Consider the following 17,995-nt stretch of genomic DNA (forward strand, 5'->3'; position numbering starts at 1 on the left):
GGCCCGCTTGTTTTGGAATTCGTCACGCGAGAAGAGCGATACTGATCGCTAGCCCGGCGGCGCCCTTCGTCTCCCCGCCAGTTGACCTTCCCCCTCGGGGAAGCCCGAGCATCGGGGTCGCCGGGCGAGGCGCCCGGCGGCGAGGAGGGCGAGCATGGGGCTGCTGACCATCGGCGCGTTCGCGAGGGCGTCGCGGCTGTCCCCCAAGGCGCTCCGCCTGTACGACGAGCTCGGGCTGCTGCCGCCCGCCCGCGTCGATCCGTACTCCGGCTACCGCCGCTACGATCCGGCCCAGCTGGAGCGGGCCCGGCTGGTGGCGTGGCTGAGGCGGCTCGGCATGCCGCTGGCCGACATCCGGGCGGTGTGCGAGCTGGAGCCGGAGGCGGCGGCGCGGGAGGTGCGCGCGTACTGGGCGCGGGTCGAGGCCGACACCGCCGCCCGGAGGGACCTGGCCGCCTTCCTCGTCGACCATCTGTCCGGGAGGGGCACCACGATGTCTTCTGACCACACCACCGACCACACCACGCTGGGCATCCGCTACGCCGTGCTCTCCGACACCGGCTCGGTCCGGGAGAGCAATGACGACGCCGGTTACGCCGGTCCGCGCCTGCTCGCCGTGGCCGACGGCTTCGGGGGCGGACGGCACGCCGGCGAGGCGGCCATCGAGGCGCTCAAGCCGCTGGACGCGGGGGTTCCGGGCGGAGAACTGCTCAACGCCCTCGAAGAGGCCGCGCACCGGGCCCGGGAGTCGGTCTTCGCGCTGGCCGCCTCCGACCCCGCACTGAGGGACGTCGGCACGACACTCACCGCGATGGTGTGGTCGGGATCCCGGCTGGGGCTGGTCCACATCGGCGACTCCCGCGCCTATCTGCTCCGCGAAGGTGAGCTCTTCCAGATCACCCATGATCATACGGTGGTCCAGTCGCTGATCGACGAGGGGCGGATCACCTCCGAGGAGGCCGCTTCACACCCCCAGCGGGCGCTGCTGCTGCGCGCCATGGGCGGCGGTTCGGCGTTCGAGCCGGACTTCGCCCTGCGGGACGCCCGCGCCGAGGACCGCTATCTGCTGTGCTCGGACGGGCTGACGGGGGTCGTGCCCACCGAGGAGATCCGGCGCGTGCTCGCCTCGGAGGACGACCCCAGCCGGGCCGTACGGGGGCTGGTCGCCCTCGCCAACCACGCGGGCGGGCCCGACAACGTCACCTGTGTGGTGGCCCATGTGACCGAGCAGAGGGCTCTGACCTCGGCGTAAGCCGCCGCTCGGGCCATCGGCCGGGCACTCGGGGCGCCCGCTGGAACTCGCCGGGCGCCCCACGCGTTCATCGGTCGAGGAACACGCTCTGTGCCCGAGCGGCACCGGCCGACGGGAGGTGCCCCGTGAGCACCGGATCCACACCCCGAGGGGACGACGCCGACGACTGGGACGACGTCGTCCTCGACGCGGACTTCATACGGGACGCCGAGGTCACCGAGCCCGCCGCGCGCACCCGGATGCTGACCGCGCGCTGGCGGCGCGGCGGGCCCGAGCCCCAGCCCTGGCGGGCGGACGAGCCGCCGGCGGGCTGGTTCTGGAGCAAGCGCCGCAGACGGCGCCGGCGGCGCTGACCTCGCCTCTCCGTTATCCGGTCGCAATTGCACGCGTAAAGACACCGCGCCACTTCCGGTGGGAGGATGCGGCCCGACTCACTGATCATGAGATCCGTGGTCGTTCGCCGACCCTTCCCCCGGAGGTGCCGTGTCCGCTCGCTCCGCATTGCCGCCCGTCATAGCCGTCGCCGCCGTGTCCGCCCTGCTGGCCGGGTGCACCAGCACCAAGTCGTCGGGGTCCGGCGGCTCGGACATCAGCCTGGTGAACTCCGGCAAGCTCACCACCTGCACCCATCTGCCCTATCCGCCCTTCCAGTCCAAACAGGGCAAGAAGATCGTCGGCTTCGATGTGGATGTGGTGGACCTCGTGGCCTCCGCGCTCCATGTGAAGCAGGAGATCGTGGACACGCCCTTCGAGGGCATCCAGTCCGGGGAGGACCTCAACACCAACCAGTGCGACGTGGCCGCCGCCGGGATGACCATCACCGATGTACGCGAGAAGAACCTGGACTTCTCCGCCCCCTATTTCGAGGCCACCCAGGCGCTGCTCACCACCAAGGGCAAGCCCTTTAAGTCCCTCGCCGACCTCAAGGGCAAGAAGCTCGCGGTCCAGCAGGGGACCACCGGTGAGGCCTACGCCCAGAAGCACGCCAAGGGCGCGAAGCTGGTCCAGTTCGAGGACCTCGCGCTGCTGCTGACCGCCGTCAAGACCGGGCAGACCGAGGCGGGCATCAATGACAACGGTGTGCTCTACGACTACGTCAAGGACAACCCCGACACCGCCGTGGCGGCCGAGTTCGACACCGGTGAGCAGTACGGCATCGCCGTACGGACCGGAAATGACGCACTGCGCAAGAAGATCAACGCGGTGCTGAAGGACGCCCGGGCCAACGGCTCCTACGACCGCATCTACAAGAAGTGGTTCGGCACCGCGCCCAAGAAGTGACGCCCGCCGACGGCCAACGGAGCTGAGGAGTCCGCACACTTATGGCAATGACCCGACGGCAGCGGGTACGGGCGATACGGGCGGTGCAGTACGCCGTGCTGATCGTCCTGCTGCTCGCCATCGCCCTGGCCGCCGACTGGGGTGAACTGCGGCGCGCGTTCTTCGACGCCGAGGTCGCCCGGTCCCTGTTCCCCGACATCATCACCACCGCCCTGGTCAACACCGTCGTCTACACCCTGCTCGGCTTCGGCTTCGGCCTGGTCCTCGGGGTGGTGCTGGCGCTGATGCGGCTCTCACAGGTGCCGCCGTACCGCTGGCTGGCGGTGGCCTACATCGAGTTCTTCCGCGGGGTGCCCGCGCTGCTGGTGTTCATCGCGCTCGGCTTCGGGGTGCCGCTCGCCTTCCAGGTGGCGCTGGACCGGTATGTCACGGTCATGCTGGCGCTGGGGCTCGTCGGCGCCGCGTACATCGCGGAGACGATGCGGGCGGGCATCCAGGCGGTGCCCAAGGGGCAGATGGAGGCGGCGCGTTCACTGGGCATGTCACACAGCCGGGCGATGGCCTCGATCATCATCCCGCAGGCGTTCCGGATCGTGCTGCCGCCGCTCACCAATGAACTGGTGCTGCTGACCAAGGACTCGTCCCTGGTCTATCTGCTGGGGCTGTCCCTGGACCAGTACGAACTGTCCAAGTTCGGCCGGGACGCGCTGAACCAGAATCGCAGCCTCACCCCGATCCTGGTCGCCGGGGTGTGCTACCTGATCATTACCGTGCCACTGGGCCACGTGGTGCGGCGGCTCGAGACCCGTGCGGCGAAGGCGAGGTGACCGGGGTGAAGGAGACGACGACGGAGGCGGAGGGGACCGCCGGGGCGGACGGCATCGCCATCCGGGTGGCGGGTCTGCACAAGTCCTTCGGTGAGCTGGAGGTACTCAAGGGCATCGACCTCACCGTCCGGCGGGGCGAGGTGGTCTGTGTCATCGGCCCCTCGGGATCCGGCAAGTCAACGCTGCTGCGCTGTGTGAACCTCCTGGAGGAGCCGACCTCGGGCGCGGTGACCGTGGCGGGCACCGAGGTCACCGACCCGGACGTGGACATCGACCGGGTGCGGCGGCGCATCGGCATGGTGTTCCAGGCGTTCAACCTCTTCCCTCATCTGACCGCCCTGGAGAACCTCACCATCGCCCAGCGCCGGGTGCTGCGCCGCGACAAGGCGGAGGCGGTGCGCATCGCACGGGAGACCCTGCGGCGGGTCGGCCTGGGCGACAAGGAGTCGGCCTATCCGGCGCAGCTGTCGGGCGGGCAGCAGCAGCGGGTGGCCATCGCCCGGGCGCTGTCGATGGACCCGGAGCTGATGCTCTTCGACGAGCCGACCTCGGCGCTCGATCCGGAGCTGGTCGGCGATGTGCTCGCGGTGATGCGCGCCCTGGCCGACGAGGGGATGACGATGCTGGTCGTCACCCATGAGATGAGCTTCGCGCGGGAGGTCGCCGACCGGGTCGTGTTCATGGACGACGGGGTGATCGTGGAGGAGGGCGGACCGGAGCAGGTGGTGTCCGATCCGGTGCACCCCCGCACCCGGGCCTTTCTCACCCGGGTGCTCAACCCGGCCGCGGCACGGGTCGGGGAGGTGCCGGACACGGGTCCGCACGGAGCCCGGATCGACCGCTGAGCTCCGTAAAAGGCCTCGCGCCTATCGGGACGGACCCCTTACGTTCTCCTTCACCGCACCGATCGCTACGGAGGTCCGCCCACCGTGTTCATCGACCTGCCCCTGGAGCAGCTGCGCACCTATCAGCCCCCGTTGCCCGAGCCGGACGGCTTCGACGCCTTCTGGGAACGGACCCTCGCCGGGGCCCGCACCCACGAGCTGAACGCGGTGTTCACCGAGGAGGACACCGGACTGGCCCGGGTGCACACCTACGACGTGGAGTTCTCCGGCTTCGGCGGGCACCGGATACGCGGCTGGCTGCTGGCCCCGCGGGACGTGGCGGGCCCGCTGCCGTGCGTGGTGCAGTACCTCGGCTACAACAGCGGCCGGGGGCTGCCGCACAACTGGCTGCTGTGGCCGTCGGTGGGCTACGCGGTCTTCGTGATGGACAGCCGGGGCCAGGGATGGGTCCAACACTCCCCCGGCGTCACCCCCGACCCGGTCGGCGGCACCGGGCCCGAGACTCCGGGCAAGATGACCCACGGCGTCCTCTCCCCGGACGACTACTACTTCCGTCGGCTGTACACGGACGCGGTGCGGGCGGTGGAGGCCGCCCGTGAACATCCGCTGGTGGATTCCGCGCGGATCGTGGTCAGCGGGGGCAGTCAGGGCGGTGCGCTGGCCCTGGCGACGGCGGGGCTGGTGCCGGATCTGACGGCGGCGCTGGTGGATGTGCCGTTCATGACCCACATCCGGCGCGCGGTCGAGATCACCGACGCCGATCCCTACGGTGAACTGGCGCGGTTCTGCGCCGGGCAGCGCGACCTGGCCGACCGGGTGTTCGCCACGCTCGACCACTTCGACGGGCTGAACTTCGCGGCCCGCGCCACCGTACCCGCGCTGTTCTCGACCGCCCTGCGCGATGAGATCACCCCGACCTCCTGCGGCTTCGCCGCCCATCACCACTACGCCGGTGAGAAGGAGCTCAAGGTGTGGTCCTTCAACGGTCACGAGGGCGGCGGCACCCACCAGCAGGCCGAACAGATCGCCTATCTGCGGAGGCTGCTGGGCTGAGCCGGGCACGCCGGACCACTCCGCACGTGCCGGGCGGCGTTCGATCGCCGCCCGGCACGGGGTAGACAGGGGCTACCCGCACCGAAGGAGCCGCCCGTGTCCGCGCAGCCACTGGAAGGCATCACCGTCGTCGCCCTGGAGCAGGCCGTCGCCGCCCCGTTCGCCACCCGTCAGCTCGCCGATCTGGGCGCCAGGGTCATCAAGGTGGAGCGGCCGGGGCGGGGGGACTTCGCCCGCGAGTACGACCGCGAGGTCAAGGGCGCGTCGGCGTATTTCGTCTGGGTCAACCGGGGCAAGGAGAGCGTCGTCCTCGACGTCAAGGACGACGGCGACCGGGCGCTGCTGGAGGCGATGCTCGCCCGCGCCGATGTCTTCGTACACAATCTGGCGCCCGGCGCCGTGGACCGGCTGGGCCTGGGGGCACGGGCGCTGCGGGCCGCCCACCCCCGCCTGATCACCTGCGCGATCTCCGGATACGGGGACAGCGGCCCGTACCGCGAGAAGAAGGCGTACGACCTGCTGGTCCAGTGCGAGGCGGGGCTGCTGTCGATCACCGGCGGCCCGGAGGCCCCGGCCCGCCCCGGGATCTCGATCGCCGACATCGCGGGCGGGATGTACGCCTACACCGGCATCCTCACCGCGCTGTACGAGCGGGAGCGCACCGGCGCCGGGACCGATCTGAGCGTGAGCCTGCTCGACGCGCTGGGCGAGTGGATGGGCCACCCCTACTTCGCCCAGGCGTACGGCGGCGCCGGAGTCGTCCGCAGCGGCGCCCGCCATCCGTCCATCTCGCCGTACGGCGCCTACCGCTGCGGGGACGGCGGTCAGGTGTTCCTGAGCGTGCAGAGCGACCGTGAATGGGTGGGCCTGTGTGAGCGGGTGCTCCGCCGCCCCGAGCTGGTCCGCGATCCGCGGTTCGCGGACAATCCGCTGCGCCGCGGCCATGACGAGGAGCTGACGGCCGAGCTGGAGGAGTGCTTCGCGGACCACACCGCCGAGGGCCTGATCGCGCTGCTGGACGGGGCCGGTATCGCCAACGCCCGGCTGCGCGACCTCGGGGAGTTCGCCGCCCACCCGCAGTTCGACGCCCGCGACCGCTGGGGTGAGTTCGGCTCCCCGGTCGGGCTGCTGCGCGGTCTGCTGCCGCCGGTGGAGGTGGCGGGCCGCAGGGCGCCGATGCGGCCGGTGCCGGAGCTGGGCCAGCACACGGAGGCGGTGCGCGCCGAGTTCTCCGGGCCGGACCCCCGCCCGGAGCGACCGGGAACCGCCTGACGGGTGGCCCGGCCACCCGCCCGGGCCACCTGCGCCAGGGCGCTGACTCCGCAACGCGCACGAGCCCGGGAGGTGGGCTTACGGTGGAAGGGTCATCGCGCGGATGTCCGCCATAGGCCGATGAGCGGATCGAACGGACGAAGCAATGGCCGAAGCGACCAGGACAGCCCCTCGCACCAGCGCGTCCTCCCGGGGACAGTCATCGGCGCCGGCCGCGAGGAGACGATCCCGCGGCCCCCGCGCCGCGGCCGAGGACGTGAGCGCGCGCCATTCGGTGACCGTCCAGTGCGACGGGCGGCGGGTGGAGCTGCCATCGAGGGAACAGCTCTGCTTCCTCGCCGGACTCGGCGTCATCGCCGCCGTCGGGATCATCGACTGGCCGGTGGCGGCGGCCATAGCGATCGGGCACGCGCTGTCCCACAGCCAGCGCGGCAAGGCGCTGCGCGATTTCGGAGAGGCACTGGAAGAGGCATGACAGGGCACACCTCGGACACGCCAACCACAGCGGGCGGATCAGCCACCCCGGACACACCGGACACGCCAGCCGCACGGGACTACCCCGCGATGATCGTTCCGGTCGGGCATGTGGAGCCCGTACCGCGCCGGATCCGTGGCTTCGTGGCCGGGCGCGCCGTCTTCGACACCGTGCGGGCGCGCTATGTGTGGCTGTGGCCGGGCTATCCGCAGTACTGCGTGCCCCGCGACGACATCGTTGCGGGGGCGCTCGTCGACGAGGGCCGGAGCCTGGCGCTGAAGGTCGGCGGAGCGCGCCGCCAGACCCTCCAGCTGGGTTCGCTCACCCGCCCGGGCGCGGCCTGGGAGTGGGGCGAGGACGCGCCCTCCGGCATCGTGGGCCACGTCAGCTTCCGGTGGGAGGCCATCGACGCCTGGTTCGAGGAGGACGAGCAGGTCTTCGTCCATCCCAGGAGCCCGTACACCCGCGTCGACGCGCTCCGGTCGGGCCGTTCCGTGCGGGTCGAGCTGGACGGCACCGTGATCGCCGACGCCCCGAGCTCGGTGATGGTGGTGGAGACGGGGCTCCCGACGCGCTACTACCTGGACCGGGTGTATCTGGACTGGACGCGCATGGAGCCCACCGAGACCGTCACCAGCTGTCCGTACAAGGGCATGACGAGCGGTTACTGGTCCGTCCGGACGGACACCGCCACCCACCCGGACCTCGCCTGGGCCTATGACTTCCCGACCCACCAGATGTCCCCCATCGCGGGTCTGGTCGCCTTCTACAACGAGAAGGTCGACCTCTACCTGGACGGACGGCCACTTCCCCGGCCCGCCCCGGTGACCAGGGCGAACTGGGAGAAGGACCACCGCTAGGCGACAACGCCTCCCCACCCGGAGGGCCCCGGGCGCCGGTCCAGGACGCCCAGGACCTACGGGGGGCCCGGGCGCCCCCGCGCCCGTTCGGGCGCGGTCCGCGTCTCACGTCGCGAAATTCGCTCGCCGCCTCCTTCTCCACCCCCGAACCATGGCCCCATGGTTGACACATCCTTGTTCGCGGCGTTCCTCCTCGCCGCCTTCGTCCTCTGCGTCACCCCCGGTCCGGACATGATGTTCATCGTGGCGATGGGCGGCCGGGGCGGCCCCACCGCCGGGGTCATGGCCGCGTTCGGAGTGGCGTGTGCGATGTTCGTGCACGCGGTGGCCGCGGCGATGGGGCTGTCGGCCCTGTTCGCGGCATTGCCGACGCTCTATCACATACTGCGCTGGGCGGGAGTGTCATATCTGCTGTACCTGGCCGTCAAGGCGTTCCGTGACCGCTCGCTGCCGGACGAGGAGAGCGGACACATCGGCCCGGGGCACCGGCGTGCGTTCTGGCAGGGCGCCCTCATCAACCTGCTCAACCCCAAGGTGATCCTGTTCAACATCGCCTTCCTGCCGCAGTTCGTGAACCCCCGACTCGGCCATGTGCCGGGCCAGTTCCTGCTCCTGGGGGTCACCTTCGTGGTCATGGGCTTCTGCGTCGACGGGTCCATCGGCCTGCTCTCGGGGAAGCTGGCCGGGCTGCTGAGCCGCAGCCGCCGGGTGGCGCGGGGGCTCAACGTCTTCAGCGGCACGGTGTTCACGGGGCTGGCCGTACGGCTCGCCGCCGCACCGAAGTAGGCGGGCCGGGCGATCACGGCCTCTTGTTCGGAGTGGCCGAACCCGACGAAGGTGTTGGGTGACGCGAACACGCCTTGCTCAACCGCCGCAAGACCACTCCTTGGAGAGGAACCACGGCCATGGCCAAACGGACCCATCGCATCGGCATCCTGGGCAGCGGCAACATCTTCGGCCGGTATGTCACCGGTCTCGCCCGCTACCCCGAGCTGGAGATCGTGCGGGTGGGCGACATCGATGTGGCACGGGCGAAGCGGGCGGCCACCGACCACGCCATCCCGGCCTGGGGTGACGACCGCGAGCTGTACGCCGACGGCTCGGTGGACATCGTGGTCAACCTGACGCCACCGGTCCACCACGCCCGTACCACCGTCACGGCCCTGGAGGCGGGCAAACACGTCTACGTCGAGAAGCCGTTGGCCACCACGGTGACGGACGGCGAGGCGGTCCTCGCGGCGGCCTCCCGCACCGGGCGCGTCCTCGGATCGGCACCGGACACCTTCCTCGGCAGCGCCGCCCAGACGGCCCGCAAGGCGATCGACTCGGGCCTGATCGGGACGCCCATCGGCGCCTCCGCCTTCATCGGGCACAGCAGGGCCGAGCGGTGGCACCCGAACCCGGCCTTCCTGTTCCAGCCGGGCGGCGGCCCCGTGATGGACATGGGCCCGTACTACCTGGCCGCCCTGGTCAACTGTCTCGGCCCGGTCTCCACCATCTCGGCGGCGGCCCGCATAGGCGTTGCCGAGCGCACGGTCACCGCGCCCGAACGGACCGTGGACACCATCGAGGTCACCGTCCCCACCCACACCGGGGCCGTGCTCACCTTCGCCTCCGGGGTCATCGCCACCACCCAGATGAGTTTCGACGTCTGGGACAGCGACCTGCCGTACCTCGAGATCTACGGCAGCCAGGGCACCCTGTCACTGGCCAACCCGAACCACTTCGACGGCGATGTGCGGGTCCGGCGGCACGGGGACGGCGACTGGACGGTTCTGGACCCGGCCCTCGAGCTCTTCGGCGCCGTCGGCACCCGCGAGCAGGCCCGCCGCGGGCTCGGCGTCCGCGACCTCGCGAACGCCGTCGAGGACGGCCCGCATCGCGCCAACGCCGCCTTCGCCTTTCACGTACTCGAAGCGCTCTGCGCGGTGGAGAGCTCGGCCCAGCAGGGCCGGTCAGTGACGCTGACCAGTTCGTGTGAGCGCCCCCAGGCGCTGTTCACCGTCTGAACGCGCCACGGGCCGGACCCCCGCCGGGTAACGCGGGCGCGGGGTCCGGCCCGCTGGCGTGACGAGCGTCAGGCCACCGGGGCCGGGTAGGTCGGGTACTCCACTCCGGAGACGTACTGGACGACGCGGATGACCTGGCAGGAGTAGCCGAACTCGTTGTCGTACCAGAGGTAGAGGATCGCGTTGTCGCCCTCGACCTTGGTGGCGCCCGCGTCGACGGTCGAGGCGTGGCGCGAGCCGATGAAGTCGTTGGAGACCGCGTCGGGGGCGCTGATGAAGTCGATCTGGCGCTTGAGCGGCGAGGTCAGGGACACGTCGCGCAGATGGTCCAGGACCTCCTCGCGGGTGGTCTCGCGCGCGAGCTGCAGATTGAGGATCGCGATCGAGACATCCGGCACCGGGACGCGGATCGAGCTACCGGTGATCTTCGCCTTGAGGTCGGGAAGGGCCTTCGCCACGGCGGAGGCGGCACCGGTCTCGGTGATGACCATGTTGAGCGGCGCGGAGCGGCCACGGCGGTCGGACGTGTGGTAGTTGTCCAGCAGGTTCTGGTCGTTGGTGAACGAGTGGACGGTCTCCACGTGGCCGCGCAGCACGCCGTACTCGTCCGCCATCGCCTTCAGCGGCGGAACGATCGCGTTGGTGGTGCACGAGGCGCAGGAGAGGATCCGCTCGTCCGGCTTGACCGTGTCGTGGTTGACGCCGTGGACGACATTGGGGACATCGCCCTTGCCCGGCGCGGTCAGCACCACCTTGTCGATCCCGGGGCGCAGATGCTGGGACAGCCCTTCGCGGTCGCGCCACTTGCCGGTGTTGTCGATGAGGATGGCGTCCTTGATGCCGTACGCCGTGTAGTCCACCGACGTCGGGTCGTCCGCGTAGATCACCTTGATCTCATTGCCATTGGCGATGATCTTGCTGTTCGCCTCGTCCACGGTGATGGTGCCCTGGAACTGGCCGTGGATGGAGTCGCGGCGCAGCAGCGAGGCCCGCTTGACGATGTCCTCACCGGCCCGCCCGCCGCCCCCGCGGACGACGATGGCGCGCAGCCGCAGCCCGTTGCCCGACCCGGCCTTCTCGATGAGCAGACGGGCGACCAGCCGCCCGATCCGTCCGAACCCGTAGAGGACGACATCGCGTCCCTCACGGCACTCGATCTTGTTGGCCCCGGTGGCCCCGGCGACGGCCTCGGCGGTGAACTCCGCCACGGAGAGCCCGCGGTCATCGGCCCGGTGGGTCTCGGCGAGCCTGCCGATGTCGATCTGGGAGGGGCCGAGGTCCAGCGCGGTGAGCGCCCGCAGGAACGGCAGGGTGTCGGTGACCGAGAGCTCGGCACCGGCGATCTGCCGGGCGAACCGGTGGGTCTTGAGGATGCTGACGACCGACTTGTTCACCAAGGAGCGGCTGTGCAGCAGGACCGTGACGTCCCGCTCCCGGTGCAGCTTCCCGATGAGGGGGATCATCGACTCCGCGATCTCCTCGCGGTGCTTCCAGTTGGTGAACGAGTCCTCGTTGAGAGTCACAAGTTTATCTTTCGAGCTAGGTGTCGCTCATATGCTAACCCCCAGGTCATGGGGGGCGCCGACACCCCCGCCCAGCACCCATGCGCCAAGAGCCCCACGGAGGACAGAGGAGGCCGTGGAGCCGGGCCCCCTTTCGTATACCGTCCGTCATTTCGCCGATGAATGACGACACCGATATCGGCCGTAAAACGGCGATTTAGCAGGCGTCGTTTTTCAGACAGCCCTCATGGCGAAACTTACCGTTAACAGGAATTTACCAGTGAGAAATACCACTGCCCCAGCGATCAGCTCCCCGTAGCGGTTCCCCTCCGGAGAGGTAGATGGTTCTCACAGGCAACCATCTCCCGCTGAGTGAAAGGGATGATCACTGTGTGCGGCATCACCGGCTGGGTCTCCTACCGTCGCGATCTGACCTCCCACCGCCAGGTCCTCGACACCATGACGGAGACGATGGCCTGCCGGGGCCCGGACGCGGCCGGAGCGTGGGTGACCGGCAGGGCGGCGCTAGGGCACCGGAGGCTGGCCGTCATCGACCTGCCCGGCGGCGCGCAGCCCATGGCCGTCGACACGGCCGACGGGCCCGTGAGCATGGTCTACTCCGGTGAGGCGTACAACTTCACCGAGCTACGGGACGAACTGCGCCGCAGGGGCCACGGCTTCACCACCGACTCCGACACCGAGGTCGTCCTGCGCGGCTATGTCGAGTGGGGCGAATCCCTCACCGAGAAATTGAACGGCATGTACGCCTTCGCCATCTGGGACTCCCGCACCGAGAAGCTGGTGATGATCCGGGACCGCATGGGCATCAAGCCGTTCTACTACTACGAGACCGACGACGGCGTGCTCTTCGGATCCGAGCCCAAGGCCATCCTCGCCAATCCGCTCGCCGCCTCCGAGGTCGGTCTGGACGGGCTGCGGGAGATCTTCTCCTTCGCCAAGACACCGGGCCAGGCGATCTGGAAGGGCATGCAGGAGCTGCGCCCCGGCCACCTCGCCGTCGTGGACCGCAATGGACTTCGCGAGCGGGCGTACTGGCGCCTGGAGGTCTCCGAGCACACCGATGACCAGGAGGCGACCGTCGCGCATGTGCGGGAGCTCCTGGAGGACATCATCGCCCGTCAGCTCGTCGCCGATGTGCCCCGCTGCACCTTGCTCTCCGGGGGGCTGGACTCCTCGGCCATGACCTCGCTCGCCGCCCGCAAGCTCGGCGAACACGGCGAGACCGTCCGCAGCTTCGCCGTGGACTTCCCCGGGCAGGCCGAGAACTTCCGCGCGGTCGACGTGGCGCCCAGCGTCGACACGCCGTATGTGCACGCCGTGGCCGAGCATGTGAAGTGCGACCACAGGGACATCGTGCTCGACGGCTCCGCCCTGTCCGACCCGGCCGTCCGGCAGGCGGCCATCGCGGCGCGGGATCTGCCGGTCGGGCTCGGCGACCGGGACAACTCGCTCTACCTGCTGTTCAAGGCCGTTCGCGAACAGTCGACCGTGGCCCTGTCGGGCGAGTCGGCCGATGAGGTCTTCGGTGGCTATCCGTGGTTCCACGACGAGCGGCGCGAGGCCGACACCTTCCCGTGGCTCGCCGGAGGGCTGACGCTCGGCGACACCAAGAGCCTGCTGTCCCAAGACCTCACCGCAAAGCTCGACCTGGACAGCTATCTGCGCGACCACTACCTCAGCGCCCTGGACGAAGTCCCGCTCAAGGACGGGGAGACCGGCCTGGAGAAGCGCATGCGACAGGTCTGCTATCTGCACCTCACCCGCATGGTCAACACCCTGCTCGACCGCAAGGACCGGATGAGCATGGCCGTCGGCCTGGAGGTCAGGGTGCCGTTCTGCGACCACCGCCTGGTCTCCTACGTCTTCAACACCCCCTGGTCGCTGAAGACGTTCGACGGTCGGGAGAAGAGCATCCTGCGCGAGGCCACCCGCGATGTGCTGCCCGAGTCCGTGGCCAACCGCAAGAAGAGCGGATACCCCGGCAGCTTCGACCCCGCCTATCTCGCCGCCATCAGGCGGCAGGCGGGCGACCTCCTCACCTCCGGACACCCGGCCCTCGAGCTGTGCCGCGCCGAGACGCTGAGGGAGGCGCTCGACGCACCGGCGGAGGCCATCACCACTCAGCAGCGCGCCACCGTCGAACGCGCCCTCGACCTGGCGACGTGGTTCGACCTGCGCAAGCCCATCATCACGATCGACTGACACCCGCGTTACGGCCGCGGTACGCATCACGCGATTCACACCTCACGAGGGACGGGCACCCGGGCCGCCGGGTGCCCGTCCCTCGTCGCGTGGCCGCTCAGCCCCGTCCGTCCCGCTCGGCGCGGCCGTGAGATAGCGGGTGATCATCGCGACGAGTTCGTTCTCCAGCCGCTTGGTGTCGATGGAGTGGGGCGCCGCGATGAGCTGGTGGACGACGAGCTCGACCGTGGCCACCACGAGCCGGGCGGCGACATAGGTGTCCTCGACCCGGACCTCGGGGTGGCGTTCCAGCAAGTCCTGGGTGTAGGCGACCCGTTCGCGCTCATGCCGGGCGATCTTCTCGAGCAACTCGGGTGACCGTGGCCCGTGTTCCATCATGACGCGGAGCAGCTGCGGGTCATCGAGGTGGTTGGCGATCAGGGGGCGCGCGAAACCGCGGAAGATCTCTTCCAGGGAGTCGGGTTCATCCTCGTCCTGACGGCTCCTGATGGCGTCGCCCCCGGCGTCGAGATGACGGCCCAGCAACTCGGCCAGGATCGCATCCTTGTTCGGATAGTACTGGTACAGCGAGCCGATCGAGATCCGGGCGCGCTCGGCGATGCGATTGGTGGTCCCGGCGGCATAGCCGTACTCGGCGAAAACGTGAGCAGCGGCGGTGAGGATGCGCTGCCGGGTGAGCTCGGCCCGGGCCTGGCGTGGCTGTTTACGTGGCTGAAGTCCGCGACGGCCGGTCGTCATGACACCTCCTGCGCAGCGCCGGTGAAAGCGAGTGGCGCGAGACCTGAGTAATTGCTCACAATAGTGCCATGAACTGCGGCGGAGCGGTGAGCCACCGTCGTCGGCAGGGAGGCGGGAGGCGACCGGCGCACGCCCCGCGCCCTCCGCTCAACCCCTCCCGGAAGGAGTCCTCATGACGCAGACCAGCACACGCCCCCGGCGGTTGTCACCCGCCGAGGTCCACGCCCTGCTCGGGGAGCCCGAAGCCATGATCAAGGCCAAGATCCAGGACCGTATCGACGAGTACTTCCGGCTCTTCATCGCGCACTCCCCCTTCCTGTCCATGGCCACGGCGGACGCGGAGGGGCGTGCCGACTGCTCGCCACGCGGTGACTACCCGGGGTTCGTCAAGGTCCTCGACGAGCACACCCTCGCGATCCCCGACCGCCCCGGCAACAAGATCGCCGACTCCTTCCGCAACCTCGCCGAGAACGACGGGATCGGACTGCTCTTCCTCATCCCCGGGCTGCGGGAGACCTTGCGGGTCAACGGCCGCGCCTACCCCACCGACGACCCCGATGTGCTGGCCCGGATGCAGACCGAGGCCAAGGATCCGGTGCTGGCGATCGTCGTCGAGGTGGCGGAGGCGTACTTCCACTGTGGCCGCGCGCTCGTCCGCTCCCGGCTGTGGGATCCCGCGAGCCAGGCCCTCGCCGAGGAGATCCCCCCGGTCGGTGAGATCGCCGCCAGCCAATTCGGAATGGACATCGACCCGATGGCGCTCACCCGCTCCCTCGAAGAGAGCTACCGGAAACTCTACTGACCACGGCACGAGGTGAACCAACGATGCAACAGACCGTCCTCGACCACATCGAGCAGGTCGCCGAAGACGCCGTCTCTCTCGTTCTGCGGGGCGCCGCCGGCCCGCTGGCGCCCTGGGAGCCGGGCGCCCATGTCGACCTGGCGCTGCCGAACTGGCTGACCCGGCAGTACTCGCTGTGCGGCGACCCGGCGGACCGGGAGTCCTATCGCGTCGCCGTGCGGCACGACCGCCTCAGCCGGGGTGGTTCGGAGTACATCCACCGGTTTCTGCGCCGGGGCCGCGCCCTCGATGTGTCACTGCCCCGGAACCACTTCCCGCTGCTCCCGGCGCCGTCGTACCTCTTCCTCGCCGGTGGGATCGGCATCACCCCGATCCTGCCGATGCTGCGGGCGGCGGTCGCGTCCGGCGCACCGGCGTCGCTCGTGTACCTGGGGCAGTCGGTGGCGTCCATGCCCTTCGCCGACGAACTGCGCTCCTCCTACGGCGATCGGGTGCGGATCGTGGCCACGCGGCAGCAGGGCAGGCCGGACTTCGCCGCGCTGGCGTCCGAGCTGGGCCCCGGTGCCGTGGTCTACGCCTGCGGCCCCGGACCGATGCTCGCCGCCGCGGAGGACGCGTTCCCCTCGGGGCGGCTGTACGCGGAGCGGTTCCGCCCGGCGCCCAGGTCGTTCGCGCCCAACACGGCGTTCGAGGCGGTGTGTGCCCGGTCGGGGCGCACGGTTGAGGTGCCCGCCGACGAGTCGCTTCTGGACGTCCTGACCCACGCCGGATTCCCCGTGGCGTCCGGATGCCGCGAAGGTGTCTGCGGCAGCTGCGAAGTGGCCGTGCTCGACGGCGCACCCGAGCACCGGGACGACATCGGCGCCCCCGAGGGCCGGATGTACGCCTGTGTGTCCCGCGCCCTGTCCCCGCGGCTCGTCGTGGACCTGTGACCAGACGGCGAGCGGCCCCAACCCAACCCGAGGAACGGCATGTTGCCCACAATGCGCACGCCCGAATCACGGCAAATGATCACGCTGGAGGTGGTCCGGAACACTCCACTGACACCCGCCTTCTCCACCATCACACTCGGCGGACCCGAACTGGAACACCTGAGGCCGATGGGCTTCGACCAGACCGTGCGGCTCTTCTTCCCCCGCGAAGGGCAGGACGGGCTGAGGATGCCGAAGCTCTCCAGCGAGGCGTGGATGGCGGAAGTGCTCCTCCTGCCGAAGTCACGCCGACCTTGGGTGCGCAACTACACCATCCGGCGCGCCCGGCCCGAACTCGGTGAGGTGGACATCGAGTTCGCCCTGCACGGCGACGCCCCGGCCTCCGCCTGGGCCCGCCGGGCCCGGCCCGGGGACCCGGCGGGCATCTTCGACATGGGCATGAGCTATCTGCCGCCGGCCCATGCCGAATGGCAGCTGCTCGCCGGGGACGAGAGCGCCGTACCGGCGATCCTCGCCATCCTCGAAGACGCTCCCGCGTCGCTGGTGGCGGAGGTCTTCCTGGAGGTGCCCGGAACCGCCGACATCCGTAATGACATCACCGCGCCCGAGGGCGTGCGGGTGCGGTGGCTGGCCCGGGACGGCGCGGACGTCCTGCCCGGCAGGCTGGCCCTCGACGCGGTCAGGGCGTCGTCCCCGCGCCCGGGCCGGTTCTACACCTGGGTCGCCGGGGAAGCCGGACTGGCCACCGGGGTGCGCCGCCACTTGGTGCGCGACCGCGGCGTGCCGAAGCCGGACATCGCGTTCTTCGGCTACTGGCGGCACGGCCGCTCCAGCCCCGGCTGAGCTCACACCGGTGGCCGCGGGTCGTACTGGATGCCACGCCGCACCTGACGCGCGCGCTCCGGCGAGGCCAGCCTGGCGACCAGGTGAAGGGCCATGTCGATACCGGCCGAGACCCCCGCGGAGGTGATCAGGTCACCGTCGTCGACGAACCGCTCCTCAGGCCGTACGTCGATCGTCGGGTCGAGCTCGGCGAGCCGGTCCAGCGACGCCCAGTGCGTGGTCGCGGGCCGTCCGGCCAGCAGCCCGGCCGCCGCGTAGACCAGCGAGCCCGTACACACGCTCGTCATCAGGGGTACGGACCGCCGCTGGGCCCGGACCCACTCCAGGTGCTGGCCGTCCTCAAGCTGGGGGCGGGTCCCCCGGCCGCCGGGGTGCAGCAGCACATCCAGCGCGGGCAGCTCGTCCATCGCGTGATGGGCCGCTACGGTGAGCCCCTTCGCGCAGGTCACAGGGCTTCCATCGGCGGAGAAACAGAATACCCGCCAGCCGTCCCCGGCGAAGTTGCGCGTCCAGAAGGACAGCACCTCCCATGGACCGATGGCGTCGAGCTCCTCCACTTCGGGGAACAGCAGGATTCCGATCTTCCGCGTGTCTTCCTGGGCCATGCCGCGATCCCATCAGACCCGGTGGTCAGTACGCCACCGGGCGGTTCTCCCGCGCCCAGAGTTCTTCGGCCCCGCTGCGCGAGGGTGGGGGCCACATCCCGTCGATCATCCAGAGATCCCGGGGCGTCTCATCGACGTGGAACTCGCAGTGCAACCCGCGGTCCAGGGTGTGAGGGGCCAGCAGGCGGTTGAGCAGTTCGGTGCCCTTCTTCCTCATCTCGGGGTCCGTCAAGTGGCGGGCGATGTGCTCGACCACGATCCGGACGGTGTTGTCCGTCGGCTCCCCGCCGACCAGGAACGAGGACTCGGGGACCTCGTGGAAGAGGGTGACGACATAGAACTTCGGCAGGCCGACCCGGGTGTAGTACGCCGTGACGTCGGCGGCGAACCGCCGCTTCTGCTCGGCGGAGTAGGCGTCGACCGGATGGTAGACGTGCCATAGGGGCATTGCTCTCTCCTTCAGGACGTGTGACGTC

At 70.0% G+C, this 17,995-nt stretch carries 19 protein-coding genes; 15 read left to right on the forward strand and 4 right to left on the reverse strand.

What is annotated here, in order from left to right; all coding sequences use genetic code 11:
* Nucleotides 1-154 precede the first annotated feature (154 nt).
* From VT50_RS11330 to VT50_RS11380, 11 genes are all read left to right on the forward strand, one after another.
* On the forward strand, nt 155-1,252 hold the full coding sequence (locus VT50_RS11330) for a MerR family transcriptional regulator (protein WP_046089508.1): 1,098 nt from the start codon (nt 155-157) through the stop codon (nt 1,250-1,252).
* Nucleotides 1,253-1,377: 125 nt separating this feature from the next.
* Entirely contained in the window at nt 1,378-1,605 is a 228-nt protein-coding gene (locus tag VT50_RS11335) for an SGM_3592 family protein (protein ID WP_046089507.1), read from the forward strand.
* 130 nt (nt 1,606-1,735) lie between these two features.
* Nucleotides 1,736-2,533 carry an ABC transporter substrate-binding protein gene (locus VT50_RS11340; protein ID WP_046089506.1) on the forward strand — a complete coding sequence of 266 codons (798 nt, stop codon included), beginning with the start codon at nt 1,736-1,738 and terminating at the stop codon, nt 2,531-2,533.
* A gap of 41 nt (nt 2,534-2,574) precedes the next feature.
* Nucleotides 2,575-3,360 carry an amino acid ABC transporter permease gene (locus tag VT50_RS11345; protein WP_046089505.1) on the forward strand — a complete coding sequence of 262 codons (786 nt, stop codon included), beginning with the start codon at nt 2,575-2,577 and terminating at the stop codon, nt 3,358-3,360.
* 5 nt (nt 3,361-3,365) lie between these two features.
* Nucleotides 3,366-4,205, forward strand: a complete 840-nt coding sequence (locus VT50_RS11350) for an amino acid ABC transporter ATP-binding protein (protein ID WP_046089504.1) — start codon at nt 3,366-3,368, stop codon at nt 4,203-4,205.
* Between the two features lie 84 nt (nt 4,206-4,289).
* A complete protein-coding gene (locus VT50_RS11355) occupies nt 4,290-5,258 on the forward strand; it encodes an acetylxylan esterase (protein WP_046089503.1) in 969 nt (322 codons plus the stop codon).
* A 96-nt stretch (nt 5,259-5,354) separates the two neighbouring features.
* A complete protein-coding gene (locus VT50_RS11360) occupies nt 5,355-6,530 on the forward strand; it encodes a CaiB/BaiF CoA transferase family protein (RefSeq protein ID WP_046089502.1) in 1,176 nt (391 codons plus the stop codon).
* A 256-nt stretch (nt 6,531-6,786) separates the two neighbouring features.
* Nucleotides 6,787-7,005, forward strand: coding sequence for a hypothetical protein (locus VT50_RS11365; protein ID WP_053048771.1), 219 nt, complete (start codon nt 6,787-6,789; stop codon nt 7,003-7,005).
* Between the two features lie 89 nt (nt 7,006-7,094).
* Nucleotides 7,095-7,865 carry a DUF427 domain-containing protein gene (locus VT50_RS11370; RefSeq protein ID WP_046089500.1) on the forward strand — a complete coding sequence of 257 codons (771 nt, stop codon included), beginning with the start codon at nt 7,095-7,097 and terminating at the stop codon, nt 7,863-7,865.
* A 159-nt stretch (nt 7,866-8,024) separates the two neighbouring features.
* Nucleotides 8,025-8,651: a LysE family translocator gene (locus tag VT50_RS11375; protein WP_046089499.1), complete on the forward strand. Its 627-nt coding sequence runs from the start codon at nt 8,025-8,027 to the stop codon at nt 8,649-8,651.
* Between the two features lie 119 nt (nt 8,652-8,770).
* The gene (locus VT50_RS11380; RefSeq protein ID WP_046089498.1) at nt 8,771-9,874 is read left to right on the forward strand and encodes a Gfo/Idh/MocA family protein; all 1,104 of its coding nucleotides are present in this window, start codon (nt 8,771-8,773) and stop codon (nt 9,872-9,874) included.
* A gap of 68 nt (nt 9,875-9,942) precedes the next feature.
* Here the strand turns inward: VT50_RS11380 and VT50_RS11385 are convergent, their stop codons facing one another.
* A complete protein-coding gene (locus VT50_RS11385) occupies nt 9,943-11,397 on the reverse strand; it encodes a glyceraldehyde-3-phosphate dehydrogenase (protein ID WP_046089497.1) in 1,455 nt (484 codons plus the stop codon).
* A 369-nt stretch (nt 11,398-11,766) separates the two neighbouring features.
* Here VT50_RS11385 and asnB point away from each other — a divergent pair, with 369 nt between their 5' ends.
* Nucleotides 11,767-13,599 carry an asparagine synthase (glutamine-hydrolyzing) gene (asnB, locus tag VT50_RS11390; RefSeq protein WP_046089513.1) on the forward strand — a complete coding sequence of 611 codons (1,833 nt, stop codon included), beginning with the start codon at nt 11,767-11,769 and terminating at the stop codon, nt 13,597-13,599.
* Nucleotides 13,600-13,641: 42 nt separating this feature from the next.
* On the opposite strand, the gene VT50_RS11395 is transcribed toward asnB, so the two are convergent.
* The gene (locus tag VT50_RS11395) at nt 13,642-14,337 is read right to left on the reverse strand and encodes a TetR/AcrR family transcriptional regulator (protein WP_046089496.1); all 696 of its coding nucleotides are present in this window, start codon (nt 14,335-14,337) and stop codon (nt 13,642-13,644) included.
* Between the two features lie 172 nt (nt 14,338-14,509).
* Between VT50_RS11395 and VT50_RS11400 the strand changes: the two genes are divergently transcribed.
* The 3 genes from VT50_RS11400 to VT50_RS11410 all read left to right on the forward strand — a co-directional run bounded on the left by VT50_RS11400 (nt 14,510) and on the right by VT50_RS11410 (nt 16,914).
* The gene (locus tag VT50_RS11400; protein ID WP_046089495.1) at nt 14,510-15,139 is read left to right on the forward strand and encodes an MSMEG_1061 family FMN-dependent PPOX-type flavoprotein; all 630 of its coding nucleotides are present in this window, start codon (nt 14,510-14,512) and stop codon (nt 15,137-15,139) included.
* A 23-nt stretch (nt 15,140-15,162) separates the two neighbouring features.
* Nucleotides 15,163-16,071, forward strand: a complete 909-nt coding sequence (locus VT50_RS11405; protein WP_046089494.1) for a PDR/VanB family oxidoreductase — start codon at nt 15,163-15,165, stop codon at nt 16,069-16,071.
* A 75-nt stretch (nt 16,072-16,146) separates the two neighbouring features.
* On the forward strand, nt 16,147-16,914 hold the full coding sequence (locus VT50_RS11410; protein ID WP_206269393.1) for a siderophore-interacting protein: 768 nt from the start codon (nt 16,147-16,149) through the stop codon (nt 16,912-16,914).
* A 2-nt stretch (nt 16,915-16,916) separates the two neighbouring features.
* Here VT50_RS11410 and VT50_RS11415 read toward each other — a convergent pair whose 3' ends face one another.
* The gene (locus VT50_RS11415) at nt 16,917-17,519 is read right to left on the reverse strand and encodes a DJ-1/PfpI family protein (RefSeq protein WP_046089492.1); all 603 of its coding nucleotides are present in this window, start codon (nt 17,517-17,519) and stop codon (nt 16,917-16,919) included.
* A 25-nt stretch (nt 17,520-17,544) separates the two neighbouring features.
* Complete coding sequence (locus VT50_RS11420; protein WP_046089491.1) at nt 17,545-17,967, reverse strand: tautomerase family protein; 423 nt, start codon at nt 17,965-17,967, stop codon at nt 17,545-17,547.
* Between the last annotated feature and the right edge of the window lie 28 nt (nt 17,968-17,995).

This window comes from Streptomyces antioxidans (assembly GCF_000968685.2).
Taxonomy (GTDB): Bacteria; Actinomycetota; Actinomycetes; order Streptomycetales; family Streptomycetaceae; genus Streptomyces; species Streptomyces antioxidans.